An 18,314-nucleotide genomic window follows, 5' to 3' on the forward strand; every position below is an offset into this window, starting at 1 on the left:
TTAAACAAAGGGCGGCCCGTAGCCGCCCTTAAAACGATGTTGTTCGCGCGGAATTACTTCTTCTGCTCGTTCAATGCACGGATACGTGAAGAGAGCGAGAACAGACGGATAAAGCCACCCGCGTGACGGTGATCGTACACTTCGTCTTCGCCGAAGGTCGCAAACTCCTCTGAGTACAGGCTGTTGACCGATTTCTTCTGGATCGCAGTCGCCTGGCCTTTGTAGAGTTGCAGCACCACTTCGCCGTTCACCAGCTCAGCCAGTGACTCCGCTGCCGCCTGGATGGACTGACGCAGCGGCGCAAACCAGCGACCGTCGTACACCACGTATGACATCTCCTGGCCCAACTGCTCACGCCATTTGAAGCTGTCGCGATCCAGTACCAGCTGCTCAACCGCACGCAGCGCGTTGACCATAATGGTGCCGCCCGGGGTTTCATAGCAACCACGAGATTTGATACCGACCAGACGGTTTTCCACGATGTCGATACGACCCACGCCGTGTTTCGCACCCAGCACGTTCAGTTTTTCCAGGCAGGCGAACGGACTCAGTTTCTCGCCGTTCACGCCAACCACGCGGCCTTTCTCAACGGTCACGGTGACGTTTTCCGGCTGATCCGGTGCTTCCAGCGGATCGACGGTCCACACCCAGCAATCTTTGTTCGGTGCGTTCCACGGGCTTTCCAGCACGCCACCTTCGGTAGAGATATGCCAGGCGTTTTCGTCACGGCTGTAGATTTTTTCCAGTGACGCGGTGGTCGGGATGTTGCGCTCTTTCAGGTAATCGAGCAGCGCTTCACGTGAACGCAGGTTCCATTCACGCCACGGAGCGACCACTTTCAGCTGCGGTGCCAGTGCGGTGTAGGTGGTTTCGAAACGTACCTGATCGTTACCTTTACCAGTTGCGCCATGGCACAGGGCATCCGCGCCCACTTTCAGCGCCAGCTCAACCTGGGCTTTGGCGATAATCGGACGCGCCATTGACGTACCCAGCAGGTAGGTGCCTTCGTACAGCGCACCGGTCTGCAATACCGGGTAAACGTAGTCGCTGATGAACTCTTCACGCAGGTCAACCACGTGGCACTCAGAGGCACCGGATTGCAGCGCTTTCTTCTCAACGCCTTCCAGATCGGCCGGATCCTGACCGATGTTTGCCACGAACGCGACCACTTCACAGCCGCCGTAGTTCTCTTTCAGCCATGGAATGATGGCAGACGTATCAAGGCCACCGGAGTAAGCCAGAACAATTTTTTTGATGCCTTGCGTTTGCATTTCGTAATCCTTGAATCAGTATCGTTAAGCGAGAATCCGGGTGCCAATCGACACGCCGTTGAAAAGGGTTGGCAACTGTTCAGCATGACGCCAGCTGGCAATATCCACCGGGCGACCCAGGGTACGTGCCGCGTCCAGCGCCGCGTTAACTTTAACAATCATGCCATCGGTAATAATGCCCTGGGCGATCAGTTGTTCCGCTTTCTCGGCGGTCATTTCAGCGATGCGCTGACCTTTACCATCGAGAATGCCACTGACGTCGGACAGCAGCACCAGATCGGCACCGATAGTCGCCGCCAGCGCGGTAGCCGCCTGGTCTGCGTTGACGTTCATCAGATCGCCGCTATCCGTAATACCGATTGAGCTGATCACCGGCATATAACCCGCACCCAACAGCGTGTTAACCAGGGCCGGATTGCCCGGAGTGGCGTTACCGACATGGCCCAGTTCTTCATCAAACTGCGCCACATTCACCAGACCCGCATCACCCAGGCACAGACCCACCGCGTTGATGCCATATTTCTTCGCCCAGGCAAGCAAGGTTTTGTTCGCCGTACCGGCCAGGGCGCCGGTAATAATGTCAATCTGATCGGCTGGCGTCACGCGCAAACCGTTCTTCTTTTTCACCGGCAGCGCGAGCTTCTTCATCAGCTCATCCACCAGGCAGCCGCCGCCGTGCACAATAATCAGCGGACGCTGATATTCGGTGCGATACGCCAGCAGCGCATCAAACAGACGGGCCAGCGCTTCTTCACTATCCAGCAGGACGCCACCCAGTTTAATAATCAGAGGATTGCTCATGGTTTACTTACTCGCCCTTTAAATCAGAGACAGCGTTTCGGGGAAGCCGAAACGAATATTCAGACACTGCACCGCCTGCGAAGAAGCACCTTTCAGCAGGTTATCTTCTGCGGCAACCACAATCAGGTGCTCACCCTGCACGGCAAAACCAATATCGCAGAACGGCAGACCTACCACGCCTTTCAGCGCCGGCACACCTTTCTTATACAGACGTACCAGCGGTTTGTCGTGGTAGGCGTTATGGAAGGCTTCGGCCACATCATGTTCACTGACGCCCGGTTTCAGGCGGCAGGTGACGGTGGCGAGAATACCGCGCGGGAAGTTGCCCAGATGCGGCGTAAAGATCACCGGCGTACCAAGATGGGCAACAATTTCCGGATGGTGGCGATGGTTGAAGATGCCATAGGGTTGCAGGCTGACTTCACAGAAACTGGTCGTGACGCTGGCTTTACGTCCGGCACCACTGACGCCACTGGTCGCGTTGATCACTGGCCACTGGTCCTGATTCAGCAGGCCCGCTTCCACCAGCGGTTTCAACGCCAGCTGTGAGGCTGTCGGGTAGCATCCCGGCACCGCCACCAGCTGGGCTTCTTTAATTTTTTCGTGCTGCCATTCCGCCAGGCCGTAAACCGCTTTGTCCAGCCAGTCGCCATGCTGATGGGTGAAACCGTAATATTGGGTGTAGAACGCGTCGTCGTTAACGCGGAACGCACCGGAGAGGTCAAACACCACGCAACCGGCTTTCAGGAATTCCGGTGCCAGGTCGTGGCTAACTTCGTGCGCCGTGGCGAGAAATACCACATCGACTTTATCTGCCCACTCAGCGGCATCGCTCAGCGGCTGTAACGGCAGGTCGACAATACCTTTCAACTGCGGATGCAGGTCTGAAAGTAACTTTCCGGCATCCGGGCTTTGCGCTGAAACCGCTAAAGCGGTTATGTTCATATGCGGATGGCGATTCAGGTAGGTGGCAAGCTCTACGCCAGCGTAACCACTGGCACCAACGATCAGCGTATTCAACATCAGGCTGTATACCTTATTACAGTCACACGTTCCGGGTCGCGGCCTTGCCCCGTTGCCCACGATGCCGTTTGCAGCGATTTACTGTTCACATGCAGACGACGTTAATGTATTTTTATTCACTATTAATGCATGAATATTGATACATCCTAACCCAAGGACCGTCAACAGTGAAGACAAAATTACCACCTTTTATCGAACTCTACCGCCAGCTGATTGCCACACCATCAATCAGTGCCACCGATGCCGCGCTGGATCAGAGCAATGAAACTTTAATCAATTTGCTGGCAGGTTGGTTTCGCGATCTGGGCTTCGATACTGAAGTGCAACCCGTACCCGGTACACGGCATAAATTTAACCTGCTGGCGCGCACGGGTTCAGGTGCAGGTGGCTTATTACTGGCAGGTCACACCGATACTGTGCCGTTCGATGATGGCCGCTGGACGCGCGATCCCTTTACCCTGACTGAACACGACAACAAGCTTTACGGTTTAGGTACGGCAGATATGAAAGGCTTCTTTGCCTTCATTCTGGATGCACTGCGTGACGTTGACGTGACCAAACTGAGCAAACCGCTCTACATTCTCGCCACCGCCGATGAAGAAACGACGATGGCGGGTGCGAAGTATTTTGCTGAATCTACCCAGCTGCGGCCGGATTGCGCCATCATCGGCGAACCGACGTCGCTGAAACCGGTACGCGCACACAAAGGTCATCTCTCCAATGTGATTCGTATTCAGGGGCAATCAGGCCACTCCAGCGATCCATCACGCGGTGTGAACGCCATCGAACTGATGCATGAATCCATCACCCAATTGATGCAGCTGCGTAATACGCTGAAAACGCGTTATAACCACGACGGTTTCGCCATTCCTTACCCGACCATGAACTTTGGTCATATTCACGGTGGTGACGCGGCAAACCGCATTTGTGCCTGCTGCGAACTGCATATGGATATTCGTCCGCTGCCGGGATTAACCCTGAGCGATCTGGATGGCCTGCTGAATGACGCGCTGGCCCCGGTGAGTGAGCGTTGGCCGGGTCGTTTAACCGTCGGCGAGCTGCATCCACCGATTCCGGGTTATGAGTGCCCGGTCGACCATGAACTGGTAAAAGTGGTAGAGAAACTGCTGGGCACGCCGACAGAAGTGGTGAACTACTGCACCGAAGCGCCGTTTATTCAGCAACTGTGCCCGACGCTGGTGTTAGGTCCAGGTTCTATCAATCAGGCCCATCAACCAGATGAGTTTATTGATACCGCATTTATTAAGCCGACTCATGCGCTTATCACGCAGGTTGTTCATCATTTTTGCCACTGATGAGTAATCGATGGGGCATTTCACTGTTTAATCAGCAAAATGCCCCGTCAATGTTCGGGATTTGATAATAAGAATAACTTATCTCGCTTCGCTCCCGTTAAATTCTTTGAATTTCCAACATTTAGCAGCGAAATTTCGTCAGTTTAAGGCAATTGACGAACAGAGCGATACGTGGCTAGATAAAAGACGAAGTTATGCCCGTTGGGTATATGAATTAAAAAGACGATAAGGGTGTCAGGGTCACATGAACGAACAATATTCCGCAATGCGAAGTAATGTCAGTATGCTCGGCAAACTGCTCGGGGATACGATAAAGGATGCACTGGGAGAGAACATCCTCGATAAGGTGGAGACCATCCGCAAGCTCTCTAAGTCATCCCGTGCCGGAAATGACACTCATCGTAAGGAACTGCTGTCGACACTGCAAAACCTGTCCAATGACGAGTTGCTGCCGGTGGCACGCGCATTCAGTCAGTTCCTGAATCTTACCAACGTGGCGGAACAGTATCAGACCATTGCGCGCAGTGGTGAAGGTGCCAACCACCCGGAGCTGCTGAAAAGCACCTTCGATCGCCTGAAGCAGCAGAAAGACCTGAATGAAAGCGATATCCGCGCGGCGATTGAATCGCTGTCGTTGGAACTGGTGCTGACCGCACACCCGACCGAGATCACCCGCCGTACGCTGATTCACAAACTGGTTGAGGTGAATAGCTGCCTGCAACAGCTCGACCATAGCGATATCACCGAATATGAATACAACCATGTGATGCGCCGTCTGCGCCAACTGGTTGCCCAAGCCTGGCACACCGATGAAATTCGTAAATATCGTCCGACCCCGGTTGATGAAGCCAAATGGGGCTTTGCCGTGGTGGAAAACAGCCTGTGGGAAGGCGTACCGGCGTTCCTGCGCGAACTGAACGAGCAGGTTGAAGAAACCTTTGGTATGCAACTGCCAGTAGATTTTGTCCCTGTGCAGTTTACCTCCTGGATGGGCGGCGACCGCGACGGCAACCCGAACGTCACCGCCAGCATCACACGACAGGCGATGCAACTGGGCCGCTGGAAAGCCGCCGATCTGTTCCTGCGCGATATCGGCGTGCTGATTTCTGAGTTGTCGATGTCCGAGTGCAGCGACGAAGTGCGTGAACTGTGTGGCGACCCGGAAGCGCTGGAACCTTACCGTGTGATTCTGAAACGCATCCGCGGCCAGTTGATGAGCACCCAGGCCTTCCTGGAGCGTCGTCTGAAAGGCGAACGTCTGCCGCGTCCGGCGGATCTGCTGGTATCCAACGATCAGCTGTGGCAGCCGCTGTTTGCCATCTATCAGTCACTGCAACAATGCGATATGGGCATCATCGCCAATGGTCAGCTGCTGGATACGCTGCGTCGCGTGAAGTGCTTTGGTGTGCCGCTGGTGCGTATCGACCTGCGTCAGGAGAGCACCCGCCATACTGAAGCGATTGCCGAAGTGACACGCTATCTCGGTCTCGGTGATTACGAAAGCTGGTCAGAAGCCGACAAACAGGCATTCCTGATCCGTGAACTGAATTCTAAACGCCCGCTGCTGCCGCGTCAGTGGGAGCCGAGCGATAACACCCGCGAAGTGCTGGATACCTGTAAAGTGGCAGCCGAAGCCCCGCAAGGCTCGATTGCCGCTTATGTCATCTCCATGGCAAAAGTGCCATCCGATGTACTGGCGGTCCATCTGCTGCTGAAAGAAGCCGGTATCACCTACGCCATGCCGGTGGCACCGCTGTTTGAAACGCTCGATGACCTGAACAACGCCAACGACGTGATGAGCCAGCTGCTGGGCATCGACTGGTATCGTGGCTTTATTCAGGGCAAGCAGATGGTGATGATTGGCTATTCTGACTCCGCGAAAGATGCCGGTGTGATGGCGGCGAGCTGGGCGCAGTATCAGGCGCAGGACGCGTTGATCAAGACCTGTGAAAAAGCCGGTATCGCCCTGACGCTGTTCCATGGACGTGGCGGCTCCATTGGCCGTGGTGGTGCACCAGCGCACGCAGCGCTGCTGTCGCAACCGCCGGGAAGCCTGAAAGGCGGCCTGCGCGTGACGGAACAGGGTGAGATGATTCGCTTCAAATACGGCCTGCCGGAAGTGACTATCGCCAGCTTGTCGTTGTACACCGGTGCCATTCTCGAAGCCAACCTGATGCCACCACCAGAGCCGAAAAGCGAATGGTGCGACATCATGGATGGTCTGTCAGCTCACTCCTGTGCGATGTACCGTGGCTATGTGCGTGAGAATCCTGATTTCGTGCCGTATTTCCGTTCCGCAACGCCGGAACAGGAACTGGGCAAACTGCCACTCGGTTCACGTCCGGCAAAACGCCGTGCCTCGGGTGGCGTAGAATCGCTGCGTGCGATTCCGTGGATCTTTGCCTGGACGCAAAACCGCCTGATGTTGCCCGCGTGGCTGGGTGCCGGTGCGGCAATCCAGAAAGCGATGGAGCAAGGCCACCAGGATCAGCTGGAAACCATGTGCCGTGACTGGCCATTCTTCTCCACCCGTCTCGGTATGCTGGAAATGGTGTTCTCGAAAGCTGACCTGTGGCTGGCGGAATATTACGATCAGCGTCTGGTGGATAAATCTTTGTGGCCACTGGGCCAGCAATTGCGTGACCAGTTAGACGCGGATATCAAAGCGGTGCTGACCATCGCCAACGATGCCCATCTGATGGCGGATCAACCGTGGATTGCCGAATCCATCGCGCTGCGTAACGTCTACACCGACCCGCTGAACGTGTTGCAGGCTGAATTGCTGCATCGTTCACGAGAGCAGGAACAACGCGGTGATGAGCCGGATGCGCGCGTAGAACAGGCGCTGATGGTGACCATCGCCGGTGTTGCAGCGGGTATGCGTAATACCGGTTAGTGCGCTCAAGGGGCATGGTGCCCCTTGTCTCTGCACTGACTGGTAGCGACGCGATTTATCGCGCAGGTTTTTAACAATGCAAAAAGGGGCCGTGGCCCCTTTAAGTTTTATTCAGTAATGTTGCCTCAGACTGCAACGCCCGGACGTACACCCAACGTGTGACAAATCGCGTAGCTCATCTCCGCACGGTTCAGGGTGTAGAAGTGAAAATCTTTCACGCCTTCACGCGACAGGATCTTCACCATATCCATCGCAATGTTAGCACCCACCATTTTGCGCGTTTCCGCGTCGTCATCCAGACCTGCAAACATGGCGTTCATCCAGCCAGGTACGCGCACGTTCGTCATGGTGGCAAAGCGTTGCAGCTGCTTGAAGTTAGATACCGGCAGAATGCCTGGCACGATTTCCACGTCGATACCGGTCGCCACACAACGATCGCGGAAACGCAGGTAGCTTTCGACGTCGAAGAAAAACTGCGTAATGGCGCGGTTCGCACCGGCATCAATCTTGCGCTTCAGGTTGATCAGATCCGCCTGCGCGCTTTTTGCTTCCGGATGGACTTCAGGGTAAGCCGCCACGGAGATGTCGAAATCCCCCACCTCTTTCAGCAGTTCAACCAGATCGGAACCGTACATATCCGGCTTGCCAGCTCCCGGCGGTAAATCGCCGCGCAACGCCACGATATGACGAATGCCGCTATCCCAGTAGTCACGTGCAATGGTGCGCAGTTCATCACGGGTGGCGTCAATGCAGGTCAGATGAGGGGCCGCTTCCAGACCGGTGCGTTCTTTGATGCCTTTGATAATGCTATGGGTACGGTCACGCTCGCCAGAGTTGGCACCATAGGTGACCGAAACAAATTTCGGCTTCAGGCTGCTAAGACGGTCGATAGAATTCCACAGGGTTTCTTCCATTTCACTGGTACGTGGCGGGAAAAACTCAAAAGAGACATTAATTTGCCCGTTCAGCTCAGCCAGGCTTTGATTCAGCGCTTCGCGCTGATTGGCATGAAAGAAACTCATCCTGTTACCTCATCTATACACATCGATTATTTGCGGTTTGCGAACATCCATACGTTTAGACGTCCAGATGCACAAAATGAACGATCCGCGCTCAGGCGTCAACAGAAAATTAATGTCCGGGCGTGACAAATATTCAACCAACATGAAGGTGTTTCATGATCGCGCGGAGAAGATGAAGAATGCAGACGGCTTGGCACCGTCTGCATAATGAGGGAGGTTACAGCAGTTGTGCGAGGCGGTTAATGTCCGACTGGATGGCTCCGGCGGTCACATCACGCCCGGCACCTGGCCCACGAATCACCAACGGGTTGTCACGATACCAGCGGCTTTCAATGGCGAACACGTTATCGCACGGCAACAGCGCCGCCAGCGGGTGTTCCGGGCGCACCGCTTCCACACCGACACGGGCTTTGCCGTTGGCATCAAAACGCGCCACATAACGCAGCACCAGCCCCATCTCCTGTGCCGCTTCCAGCCGCTGGACCATCTGATCATTCAGCTCATCAGCGTTCTCAAAGAAGTGATCGATCGATTCACCCTCACAACTGACGGGCACCAGCGACTCCACGCGCACCTGATCCGGTTCGATGTTGTAGCCCGCTTCACGTGCCAGAATCACCAGCTTACGCATTACGTCCTGACCGGAGAGATCAACACGCGGATCAGGTTCAGTTAGCCCCTGCTGCCACGCCTGATCCACCAGTTCGGTAAACGGCACGGTGCCGTCAAACTGCAAAAACAGCCAGGAGAGTGTCCCGGAGAAGATGCCGCTGATGGCCAGAATCGAATCGCCGCTTTCGCGCAAATCCCGCACCGTATGGTTTACCGGCAAGCCTGCGCCGACGGTGGCGTTATACAACCAATGACGACCGGTTTTGGTAAAGGCATCACGAATCTGCCGCCAGCTCTGGCTGTTCGACGCACCGGCCACCTTGTTGGCACTGATAACGTGGAAGCCGTGGCTGGCGAAATCCAGGTACTGCTGCGCCAGCGGCTCACTGGCAGTCACGTCCAGCACCACTAAATCATCAAACGGGTGTGCGCACATCCACAGGAACAATGATTCTTCATCGCGCTCTTCGGCTTCATCATCAAAGAAGGCCAGAGCACGGCTGGCATCAAGGCCGTCGTAACTCAACAGACTACGGCGACTGTCTGCCACACCGGCCAGCACAAATTCAAATCCAGTACGTGCCGACAGCGTCTCCTGCTCCCGCGCAAACAGCTCCAGCCAGCGAGAGCCGATATTGCCTTTGCCGAACAGCATCAGACCAATACGTTTTTCGGCACGAAACAGTGACTGGTGCAGCCCCTGAATCACATGTTGGGTCGGACCGACACGCAGCACCGCCACGATGCTGATATGTTCTTCTGACTGCCAGACAAACTCGACCGGCTGGTCTTTAATTTGCTGCCAGAAGCGATGGCTGTGCAGTGGGTTACGCGTGACACCCGCCCCTACCAACGCCACCAACGCTAAGCCATCGCGCAGTTGCAGATGGCCCGGTAACGCCGCGTCCTGCAACAGGTTAAAGGCGCTGTTCACCACTTCTGAGGTGTAACACAGTTGCAGCAACTGACGGTCAGGATGGGTGCCCACTGCCAATGGGCGCAACTGCGCGCGCTTCAGCAGCAGATCAATTTCTTTGTTCAGAATGGCGAAATCGTGATTATTAGGAATCTGGATCTCAATCAGGCAGACATCATCATGACTGGTCACAATACGCGCGCCCGTGCCCGAGGCCAGTACACGCTCAATGCGCGTCGAACCCTGTTCCGGCTGATAGCTGCAACGCAGTTGCAGGTCGATATCGCTGTTCGACACCGGCTGCAAGGTACGGGTATGCAACACAGGTGCGGCGAGTCGCGCCAGTTCGCTCGCCTCATCCAGACGCAGCAACGGCAGCAGGCAAGCATCCGATACTTTACGTGGGTCAGCGCTATACACCCCCGCCACGTCGCTCCAGATGGTGACGCGTCCGACACCCGCCAGCGCACCAATCTGCGTAGCTGAGTAGTCTGAGCCGTTACGACCCAGCAACACGGTTTCACCGGCATCGTTGCGGCTGATGAAACCGGTCACCACCAGGCGCTTATGTGGATGCTGCGTCAGCAATGCCTGCAACAGCGGCCAGGATTTGCCTTCATCAACCTGCGGCTGTGCGGCGCGTTCAGCACGCAGGAAATCACGTGCATCCAGCCATACGGCTTCAATATCACGCTGGCTCAGCACCGCCGCCATCAGTCGCGCCGACCAGAGTTCACCATGTCCAACCACCTCAGCGTACACCGCATCAGTAATGGTGCCATCCAGCAACGCTGCCAGTTTTTCCAGATCACGAATAAAGGTCGCAGTGAGGGGTTCTGCGATTTCAGCCGGTAACAGTGAAGCAATCAGCTCGCTGTGGAAACGTCGTAACGCCTGTTGCACCTGATGCGCAGACAACCGATCGCTTTGGCTCAGCTTGAGCCAGCTGATCAGTTGGTTGGTGGTACTGCCTGCAGCAGAGACCACCATCAAATCGCCCGGCTGGCTGTAATCCGCCATGATGCTGGCAACGCGTTGATAGCAACGGGTATCGGCCAGGCTACTGCCACCAAATTTATGCAACTGCTTACTGGTCGGCGTTCCCGCGCCTGCTGAAATCGTCATGGTTACCCCTCGGCTGCGATCCTGAATGCATTATCCAGATCGGCGATTAAATCTTCGTGATCTTCAATTCCGACAGAAATACGTAGCAACGTTTCGGAAATTCCCGCTGCGGCACGTGCTTCAGCCGACATGCCGGCATGCGTCATGGTTGCGGTGTGCGAAATCAGACTTTCAACACCGCCCAGAGACTCTGCCAGCGTGAACAGCTGCAACGCTTTGAGGAAACGGCGCAAGCGCGCTTCGTCGGCGTCCAGCTCAAAACTTAACATGGCACCAAAGCCGCGCTGTTGACGTACCGCATACTCGTGACCGGCATTTTCCGGCAGGGAAGGATGATACAGTTTTTTGACCAGTGGTTGTTGCTTTAGGTAATCAACAATCGCCAGCGCATTGCGCTGTGCTGCCGCCATGCGTGGGCCGAGAGTGCGCAAGCCACGCAGCAGCAGATAGCTGTCAAAGGCCGCACCGGTCACGCCAATATTGTTGGCCCACCAGGCGAGATCAGTCGCCAGCGCCGGATCTTTAGCAATCACCGCACCTGCCACCACATCGGAGTGGCCGTTCAGGTATTTGGTGCAGGAGTGAATCACCAGGTCGGCACCCAGCGCCAGTGGATTTTGCAGTGCCGGGCTGAGGAAGGTGTTATCCACCACGCTGATGGCACCCGCTTCACGTGCTGCCTGACAAATTGCGGCGATATCCACCACGCGTAATAAAGGATTGCTGGGGCTTTCGACCAGCACCAGCTGCGGTTTTTCCGCTAGTGCCGCCTGCAATGCCGCTTTATCGCCCTGGTCGACAAACTTCACCCGGTACGCACCGCGTTTACTCAGGCTGTCGAACAGACGATAGCTGCCGCCATAGCAATCGTGCGGTGCCACCAGCAAGTCACCCGGCTTCAGGAACACCGTCGTCACCAGATGAATCGCTGACATGCCGGTATTGGTTAATACCGCGCCTGCGCCACCTTCCAGTTCTGCCAGCGCGCGTTGTACCACGTCACGCGTCGGGTTACCGCGACGGGAGTAGTCATGGGCGCGTGGCTGGTTGAAGTCGAGAAAGTTATAGGTGCTGGAGAGGTGAATCGGTGGGACAACGCAGCCATATTGCTCGTCATCATTCAAACCGCTGCGCACTGCGATGGTTGCCTGTTTACGCGTCATGGTGCTTACTGTTCCTGAAGAGTAAAAAGAAGAGGCAACAGGATAGCATTCCGACGATAGACGTCAATACATCTGGACATCTAAATGTCTTTGCGTATAGATTGAGCAAAGCATTAATACCCGCTAAAATTACGCGTCATCGCCTGGTGTTCAGCGCGCTTTCTCCTGGAAAGTGATGTTTAAGCATAAAACCTGCATTTTCAGGGGTCAGGCACCAAGAAATCGGGCATAATCAACGGATTTCCCCACATTCCACTTTTATTGATTAAGGTAACCCATGGCTGAATGGAACGGCGAATATATCAGCCCTTACGCTGAACACGGTAAGAAGAGCGAGCAGGTTAAAAAGATTACTGTATCTATCCCGCTGAAAGTGCTGAAAATTTTAACGGATGAACGCACCCGTCGTCAGGTGAATAACCTGCGTCATGCCACCAACAGTGAACTGCTGTGCGAAGCCTTTTTGCATGCCTTCACCGGTCAGCCGCTGCCGGACGATGTTGATCTGCGCAAAGAACGTAGTGATGAGATCCCCGAAGAAGCGAAGAAGATCATGCGTGAGATGGGCATCAATCCCGATACCTGGGAATACTGAAGCCAGAAACAAAAAAACCCAGCCGAAGCTGGGTTTTTTCTTGTAGCCGACTCCCGTAAGAGTCGACGACAAACAAATCTTATTTCTTGCTGGTCGGCAGGCTGAAACGCTTGTTGAAGCGATCAACACGGCCACCGGTGTCAACAACACGCTGCTTACCAGTGTAGAACGGGTGGCATTTGCCGCACACGTCCAGGTTCAGGTTGTGAGCCATAGTAGAGCGAGTATTGATCACGTTACCGCAAGAGCAAGTGATGGTCACTGCTTCGTATTTCGGGTGAATACCTTGTTTCATGGGAGAACCTCATAAAAGGCCGTGTCGCTCTCCGTGCCAGGCTAAACCTGCACAGCACCACACGCGGTTGAACAATTAATGTGTAATCTTTGACGAGCGATTCTCATCAAAGGCGGCGAAGTATACAGAAAATGAGCGCTTTTGGCAAATGCCGCAGATGGATATCCGCTCGCCGCGCCAGCGTGTACACTACTTCTCCTTATTACAGAACCGGATAGAGAAAGTCATGCCCGTTGTTCAGGTTGCCCTGCCCGTTCCGCTGCCTCGCCTGTTTGACTACCTGCTGCCTGCCGATGCGCCGCTGCCGGTGACCGGCGTGCGCGTCAGCGTGCCGTTCGGCAACAGGAAAATGGTCGGCGTCGTGGTTGGCGTACGCGACACCAGCGATTTGCCCCTGACACAACTGAAGCAGATTGATGCGGTGCTGGATGACAGCGGCCTCTACTCACCCGCGCTGTGGCGCATTTTGCAGTGGGCGGCGCAATATTATCACTCGCCACTGGGTGAGGTGTTAAACCACGCTTTGCCGGTGCTGCTGCGTCAGGGCAAACCGGCGCAGGAAGCACCGTTGTGGCAATGGGTGATCAATGAATCCGGGCGTGAAGTGGCGCTGGATAGCCTGAAACGCGCCCGCAAGCAGCAGCAGGCGCTGGCGGCACTGCGCCAGCAGCCTCTCTATCGTCATCAGATCAGCGACCATGATCTCACCGATGCGGCCTTGCAGGCGCTGCGTGCCAAAGGTTTGTGCGATCTGCGTGAACATGCTGCGCAATTACGCGACTGGCGGGACACGTTTGCCATTAAAGGCGAGAGGCTGCGCCTCAATACCGACCAGGCGATGGCGGTCGGCGCGATTCGCAGCGAAGACGATCGCTACGCCGCCTGGTTGTTGGCCGGTATCACCGGTTCAGGTAAGACCGAGGTCTATCTTAGCGTACTGGAAAACGTGCTGGCGCGTGGCAAACAGGCGCTGGTGCTGGTGCCGGAAATTGGCTTGACACCGCAAACCATCGCCCGCTTCCGCGAACGTTTCGATGCGCCGATTGATGTGTTGCACTCAGCGCTGAATGACAGCGAACGCCTTGCCGTCTGGCTGCGGGCGCGCAGTGGCGAAACCGCTATTGTGATCGGCACCCGTTCGGCACTGTTTACGCCGTTGGCGCGTCCCGGCGTAATCATTATTGATGAAGAACACGACAGTTCCTATAAACAGCAGGAAGGCTGGCGCTATCAGGCGCGCGACCTCGCGGTGTTTCGCGCGCATGAGGAAGATATCCCGATTGTGATGGGATCAGCTACACCCGCGCTGGAAACGCTGCATAACGTGCGCAATGGCAAATATCGTCAGCTCAACCTGACCAAACGCGCCGGTAACGCCAAACCGGCGTTACAGCAATTAATTGACCTGAAAGGCCAACAACTGAAAGGCGGCCTGGCCCCGGCCCTGCTGGGAAAAATGCGCCAGCATTTACAGGCGAATAATCAGGTCCTGTTGTTCCTGAATCGCCGTGGTTTCTCCCCTGCGCTGATGTGCCATGACTGCGGCTGGCTGGCCGAATGTCAACGCTGCGATCGCTATTACACGCTGCATCAGCATCATCGCCAGTTGCGTTGCCACCATTGCGACAGCCAGCGCCCGTTACCTCATCAGTGTCCGCAATGTGGTTCTACCCACCTGATGCCGGTGGGTGTTGGCACAGAGCAGCTGGAGCAACAGCTGGGCACCCTCTTCCCTGGCGTACCGGTCTCCCGTATCGACCGTGATACCACCAGCCGCAAAGGCGCGCTGGAGCAGCATCTGGCGGATGTGCATCGTGGCGGCGCACGCATTTTGGTCGGCACGCAGATGCTGGCCAAAGGTCACCACTTCCCGGATGTCACGCTGGTTTCGCTACTGGATGTCGACGGAGCGCTGTTCTCAGCCGATTTCCGCGCCGCAGAGCGTTTTGCCCAGCTCTATACTCAGGTAGCGGGCCGCGCAGGTCGCGCGGGCAAGCAGGGAGAAGTGTTGTTGCAGACACACCACCCGGAACATCCGCTGCTGCAAACCCTGCTGCACCGTGGCTATTTTGCCTTTGCCGAGCAAACGTTGCTGGAGCGTCAGTCCGTACATTTGCCGCCATGGACCAGCCATGCGCTGTTTCGCGCTGAAGATATGGATAATCAGCAGGCCGCCGAGTTTCTCAACCAGTTACGTAACTTGATCGAAGCCAGCCCATTGAAAGATCAGGCGCTGTGGCTGATGGGGCCTGTTCCTGCGTTGCAACCCAAGCGCAGCGGACGCTGGCGCTGGCAGTTGCTGCTGCAACATCCCTCGCGCAAACGGCTGCAACAGCTACTCAGCAGCTCGCTGCCACTGATCACCACGCTACCCGCGGCCCGCAAAGTCAAATGGACGCTGGATATCGACCCGACCGAGAGCTGAGTCGCGTCATATCTGCGAGACGGATCGAAAAAAGTCGCACAAGTCACAATTTTTATGCAAATTAAGTAACAACACTGCCCACGGTTCGGTTAACAATAGTCCCCGGCCCGGCAGATGCCCGCCTTTCGTCAGCCATTCAACGCACCAAACTGCGTCAGGAGTAAAACGTTGGACCAGAAGCAACCCTCAACCACCGCCACGATGAAAGATGTGGCTGAGAAAGCGGGCGTTTCGACCGCCACGGTTTCTCGTGCGTTGATGAACCCGGAAAAAGTCTCGGCAGCCACCCGGCAGAAGGTGGAACAGGCAGTGATTGCCGTTGGGTATGCACCTCACGGTCTGGCGCGTAACGCCAAACGCGGTGAAACACAAACCATTCTGGTCATCGTGCCGGATATCTGCGATCCCTTTTTCAGCGAGATTATTCGTGGTGTAGAAGTGACTGCGGCGCAAGAGGGCTACCTGGTGTTAATTGGCGATTGCGCCCACCAGAACCAGCAGGAAAAAACCTTTCTCAACCTGATGCTGACACGCCAGATAGATGGCATGGTGCTGCTCGGTTCACAGTTACCGTTTGAGGCGGGCGTGGAAGATCAACGCAACCTGCCGCCAATGGTGATGGGTAACGAATTCGCGCCAGAAATGGCACTGCCTACCGTGCATATTGATAACCTGACCGCTGCCTTTGAGGCAGTGAATCACCTGCTGCAACTGGGCCATCGTCAGATTGCCTGCATTACCGGTCCCGAACATGTCCCGTTGTGCCAGTATCGTTTACAGGGGTACATCCAGGCGCTACGGCGCAGTAATCTGCCGGTCGATCCCACGCTGATTGTGCATGGCGATTTTACCTTTGAAGCCGGTGCCACGGCGCTGAAGCAGTTGATGAGCCTGGCTAATCCACCGAAGGCGCTGTTTTGTCATAGTGATTTGATGGCGCTGGGTGCCATGAATCAGGCACGCAAGCTGGGGATGCGTATCCCGCAAGACCTCTCGGTGGTGGGCTTCGACGACATCGAACTGGCACAATATTACGATCCACCATTGACCACCGTAGCCCAACCGCGCTTTGACATTGGCCGGGAGGCGATGCTGCTGTTGCTGGATGAGTTACAGGGCAAGCGTGTCAACAACGGTTCACGTCTGCTTGATGCGGAATTACGTGTGCGTGGCAGCACCGCCCCTGTCGCAAAACGTTAAAAATGGCTACCTTTACCGCGCATTTTCAGCGGATTCTTAAGGCAGTCTTCGCTGGTCAAAGTTCCAGCCCTTGAGTAACATGGCGCATTCCTTGCCGGGCAATTAACAGCACATTTACAGGCCCGCATTTTTTAAAGGGTATCAGAACGAGAGTGGCACAAAGAGATTACGTAGGCCGCGGGCGTTCAACAGGGACGCGTCGCAAAAAAAGCACAGGCCGCAGCAAGAAAAGCAAAGGCGGTTCTGGCACCTCCAAACTGATGATCGTACTGGCTGTGGCTGTACTGGTCACCTTTGCCGGTGGCTTATGGTTCATCTCCCATCATAAGAAAGAAGAGTCACCGGTCATCACCGATCATAAAGCAACCGGTAATGGCCTACCGCCGAAGCCAGAAGAACGCTGGAAATACATCAAAGAGTTGGAGAATCGCCAGCTCACCGTTCCTACTCCTACGGAGCCTTCGGCAGGTGGCGGCGTACAATCGCAAACGCAGTTGACCGACGAACAACGCCAGCTGCTGGAGCAGATGCAGGCAGATATGCGCCAACAACCCACGCAGTTGAATGAAGTGCCGTGGAATGAACAGACCCCGGCGCAGCGCCAGCAAACGTTGCAACGTCAACAACAGCAGCAACAATTGCAGCGCCAGCAGCAGGTGCAACAACAGCAGCTGCAACGTCAGCAGCAGGCGCAGCAGCAACCGGTAACTCGCCAGCAGCCAGCACCGATTACGCGTGAGCCAGAACCACAAACCCGACCGCAAGAAACCGCGAAAGCGAAGCCGGTTGAAAAGCCTTCACAACGCTGGATGGTGCAGTGTGGTTCATTCAAAGGTACCGACCAGGCTGAATCGGCTCGCGCCGCGCTCGCTTTCGAAGGTTTTGAGAGCCGGATTACCACCGGCGGCGGCTGGAATCGCGTGGTCATTGGACCCTTTAAAGATCGCAGCAGCGCTGACGTCACCGTGAAACGTCTGCACAGTTCCGGCCACGGAAACTGTATTCCCCTCGCATTGGGGGGTTGAAACCCTTTCAATTTACCCCATATCAGGTTGCATGATACTCCGCGCCGAGTGCGCGGAGTCCTTTTCTACTGCAACAAGGGGTCTGCCCGTGACAACAATAGTAAGTGTGCGACGCAACGGCCAGGTAGTGATTGGCGGTGATGGCCAGGCTACGCTCGGCAATACCGTAATGAAAGGCAACGTTAAAAAAGTGCGTCGCCTTTACAACGACAAAGTGATTGCCGGTTTTGCTGGCGGCACCGCAGATGCCTTCACGCTCTTCGAATTGTTCGAACGCAAGCTGGAAATGCACCAGGGCCATCTGGTGAAGGCTGCGGTCGAGCTGGCTAAAGACTGGCGTACCGACCGGATGCTGCGTCGTCTGGAAGCGCTGCTGGCGGTAGCCGATGAATCCGCTTCGCTGATCATCAGCGGCAACGGTGATGTGATCCAGCCGGAAAATGATCTGATTGCCATCGGTTCAGGTGGACCTTACGCCCAGGCAGCGGCACGCGCCCTGCTGGAAAATACCGATTTGGGTGCAAAAGATATCGTGGCGAAAGCGCTCGATATCGCTGGCGACATCTGCATCTACACCAACCATAACGTAAACTTCGAAGAATTACCGTCTAAGGCGTAAGGATCAAAAC

General features: G+C 55.6%; 14 protein-coding genes. 7 read left to right on the top strand and 7 right to left on the bottom strand.

The window, feature by feature from the left end; all coding sequences use genetic code 11:
* Positions 1 to 53 precede the first annotated feature (53 nt).
* The 3 genes from AC6I8W_RS19935 to argC are packed head-to-tail and all read right to left on the bottom strand — an operon-like array spanning position 54 to position 3,095.
* Positions 54 to 1,271, bottom strand: coding sequence for an argininosuccinate synthase (locus tag AC6I8W_RS19935; RefSeq protein ID WP_497836380.1), 1,218 nt, complete (start codon positions 1,269 to 1,271; stop codon positions 54 to 56).
* Positions 1,272 to 1,295: 24 nt separating this feature from the next.
* Positions 1,296 to 2,072: an acetylglutamate kinase gene (gene argB / locus AC6I8W_RS19940; RefSeq protein ID WP_480366661.1), complete on the bottom strand. Its 777-nt coding sequence runs from the start codon at positions 2,070 to 2,072 to the stop codon at positions 1,296 to 1,298.
* An 18-nt stretch (positions 2,073 to 2,090) separates the two neighbouring features.
* Entirely contained in the window at positions 2,091 to 3,095 is a 1,005-nt protein-coding gene (argC, locus tag AC6I8W_RS19945; RefSeq protein WP_497836381.1) for an N-acetyl-gamma-glutamyl-phosphate reductase, read from the bottom strand.
* Positions 3,096 to 3,262: 167 nt separating this feature from the next.
* On the opposite strand from argC, the gene argE reads away from it, so the two are divergent.
* Complete coding sequence (gene argE, locus AC6I8W_RS19950; RefSeq protein WP_497836382.1) at positions 3,263 to 4,411, top strand: acetylornithine deacetylase; 1,149 nt, start codon at positions 3,263 to 3,265, stop codon at positions 4,409 to 4,411.
* 244 nt (positions 4,412 to 4,655) lie between these two features.
* Positions 4,656 to 7,307 (top strand): phosphoenolpyruvate carboxylase, encoded by a 2,652-nt coding sequence (ppc, locus tag AC6I8W_RS19955; protein ID WP_497836383.1) that lies wholly within the window; start codon positions 4,656 to 4,658, stop codon positions 7,305 to 7,307.
* Between the two features lie 125 nt (positions 7,308 to 7,432).
* On the opposite strand, the gene metF is transcribed toward ppc, so the two are convergent.
* From metF to metB, 3 genes are all read right to left on the bottom strand, one after another.
* On the bottom strand, positions 7,433 to 8,329 hold the full coding sequence (gene metF, locus AC6I8W_RS19960; protein WP_497836384.1) for a methylenetetrahydrofolate reductase: 897 nt from the start codon (positions 8,327 to 8,329) through the stop codon (positions 7,433 to 7,435).
* Between the two features lie 217 nt (positions 8,330 to 8,546).
* Positions 8,547 to 10,982 (bottom strand): bifunctional aspartate kinase/homoserine dehydrogenase II, encoded by a 2,436-nt coding sequence (locus AC6I8W_RS19965; RefSeq protein WP_497836385.1) that lies wholly within the window; start codon positions 10,980 to 10,982, stop codon positions 8,547 to 8,549.
* A gap of 2 nt (positions 10,983 to 10,984) precedes the next feature.
* Positions 10,985 to 12,145 (bottom strand): cystathionine gamma-synthase, encoded by a 1,161-nt coding sequence (gene metB, locus AC6I8W_RS19970; RefSeq protein ID WP_497836386.1) that lies wholly within the window; start codon positions 12,143 to 12,145, stop codon positions 10,985 to 10,987.
* A gap of 277 nt (positions 12,146 to 12,422) precedes the next feature.
* On the opposite strand from metB, the gene metJ reads away from it, so the two are divergent.
* A complete protein-coding gene (gene metJ, locus AC6I8W_RS19975; protein WP_013510984.1) occupies positions 12,423 to 12,740 on the top strand; it encodes a met regulon transcriptional regulator MetJ in 318 nt (105 codons plus the stop codon).
* Between the two features lie 79 nt (positions 12,741 to 12,819).
* Here metJ and rpmE read toward each other — a convergent pair whose 3' ends face one another.
* Positions 12,820 to 13,035 (bottom strand): 50S ribosomal protein L31, encoded by a 216-nt coding sequence (gene rpmE / locus AC6I8W_RS19980; protein ID WP_013510985.1) that lies wholly within the window; start codon positions 13,033 to 13,035, stop codon positions 12,820 to 12,822.
* Positions 13,036 to 13,261: 226 nt separating this feature from the next.
* Between rpmE and priA the strand changes: the two genes are divergently transcribed.
* The 4 genes from priA to hslV all read left to right on the top strand — a co-directional run bounded on the left by priA (position 13,262) and on the right by hslV (position 18,304).
* Positions 13,262 to 15,460 carry a primosomal protein N' gene (gene priA, locus AC6I8W_RS19985; protein ID WP_497838237.1) on the top strand — a complete coding sequence of 733 codons (2,199 nt, stop codon included), beginning with the start codon at positions 13,262 to 13,264 and terminating at the stop codon, positions 15,458 to 15,460.
* Between the two features lie 168 nt (positions 15,461 to 15,628).
* Positions 15,629 to 16,660 carry a DNA-binding transcriptional regulator CytR gene (cytR, locus tag AC6I8W_RS19990; protein ID WP_497836387.1) on the top strand — a complete coding sequence of 344 codons (1,032 nt, stop codon included), beginning with the start codon at positions 15,629 to 15,631 and terminating at the stop codon, positions 16,658 to 16,660.
* Between the two features lie 152 nt (positions 16,661 to 16,812).
* Positions 16,813 to 17,685 (top strand): cell division protein FtsN, encoded by an 873-nt coding sequence (gene ftsN, locus AC6I8W_RS19995; protein WP_497836388.1) that lies wholly within the window; start codon positions 16,813 to 16,815, stop codon positions 17,683 to 17,685.
* 88 nt (positions 17,686 to 17,773) lie between these two features.
* Entirely contained in the window at positions 17,774 to 18,304 is a 531-nt protein-coding gene (gene hslV / locus AC6I8W_RS20000) for an ATP-dependent protease subunit HslV (protein ID WP_480366673.1), read from the top strand.
* The last annotated feature ends 10 nt before the right edge of the window (positions 18,305 to 18,314 follow it).

The sequence above is a fragment of the Pantoea sp. X-Soil-TKNS-1211 genome (genome assembly GCF_059730495.1).